Source organism: Mesorhizobium sp. WSM4976 (assembly GCF_029625685.1).
GTDB lineage: Bacteria > Pseudomonadota > Alphaproteobacteria > Rhizobiales > Rhizobiaceae > Mesorhizobium.
On sequence record NZ_JARTVT010000086.1, the window covers coordinates 1 to 1,498 of the forward strand.

The following is a 1,498-nucleotide window of genomic DNA, read 5'->3' on the forward strand; positions in this document are numbered from 1 at the left end:
GCTCATCAGGCAACCTCACGATTGCGTTGAATCAGTTTAAGAGCTGATTGGGCGTTGGTCCCGCGCCACCGTGACGACTGCCTGCGTCGCTTGCCCGATGAGGGCCCGCATGAGACTAGCGGCGTTGCGGTGGCCGGAAGCCGCAGACGGGCTACAGGAAGATGCGCCACGGAGATGTCGGCCAAGATGCGTCCAGAGCGCCGATTGATGAGCAACCCGTGAGGGCTCCCGGCACCGGGCACCATACTCCAGTTCAGTGAGGTGCATCCATGACCATTTTCGTCGGGCTCGACTGGGGCGGGTCCAGTCATGCCGTCTGCGTCGTCGACGCCGCCGGCAAGGTCCTCGACCACTTTGTCGTGGCCCATGATCGCGATGGGCTTGCCGATCTCGTTGCGCGTCTGCGACGGCATGGGCCGCCCGGCGAGACGCCGATCGCCATCGAACGGCCCAGCGGGTTGCTCGTCGACGCCTTGGTCGACGTCGGCTTCGTCGTCACGCCGGTCCATCCCAATGTCGTCAAGGCGTGCCGACCGCGCTACCGCGCCGTCGCCGCCAAGAGCGATCCTGGCGATGCCTACATCCTTGCCGACATTCTGCGCACCGACGGGCACCGGCTGACCCCGCTCAGGCCCCAATCCGATGCCATCAAGGCGCTGCGCGCGCTGGTGCGCGGACGCGACGATCTCGTTGCCACAAGACTCGTGCTCACCAACCAACTCCGAGCCCTGCTCGAAAGCTTCTGGCCTGGCGCTGCCGGTTTGTTCGCCGACATCGCAAGCCCGATCGCACTGGCCTTCCTCCAGCGCTATCCCACGCCCGAAAGTGCCAGCCGCTTGGGTGTGAAGCGCATGGCCGCCTTCCTTGCCCAGAACCAGTATTGTGGCCGGCGCAGCGTCGCCGACGTGCTCGCCCGGCTGCGCGCCGCTCCCACTACCATGGCCGCCGAAGCCGAAGCCGATGCCAAGGGCGAACTCGCGCGCGCAATCGCCACTACCCTCGAAAGCATCGTCTCCCAGATCGCCAGGCTCTCCAGCCGCATCGAGCATGCCGTCGCCGAGCTGCCCGAAGGAAAGATCGTCATGTCCTTCCCGCGCGCCGGAAAGATCTGCGCCGCACAGATTACCGCCGAGCTGGGCGACGTGCGTGACCGCTTCCAGAGCCAGGAACACCTGGCCGCCGAGGCCGGCGTCGCCCCCGTCACCTACCAGAGCGGCAAATCCCGCGCCGTCACATGGCGATGGGCCTGCAACAAGCGACTGCGCGCCGCGCTCACCTGCTTCGCCGACAACTCCAGGCATGCCAGCCCCTGGGCCGCGAAGGTCTATCAGGACGCCAGAAAGCGAGGCTGCAGGCATCCTCATGCCGTGCGCATCCTCGCCAGGGCTTGGCTCAGGATCATCTGGCGCGCCTGGCAAGACGGCACCCCTTACGATCCCCAAAAACACCCCGCCGCAAACGCCTTGCTCACAACAGGTTGACACAGGAAGTCTCATGC

The 1,498-nt window shown here is 66.0% G+C and carries 1 protein-coding gene; it reads left to right on the forward strand.

Features of this window, described 5'->3' with window-relative positions:
• Positions 1-269: 269 nt before the first annotated feature.
• Positions 270-1,481, forward strand: a complete 1,212-nt coding sequence (locus P9272_RS35780) for an IS110 family transposase (protein ID WP_278164911.1) — start codon at positions 270-272, stop codon at positions 1,479-1,481.
• Positions 1,482-1,498 lie beyond the last annotated feature (17 nt).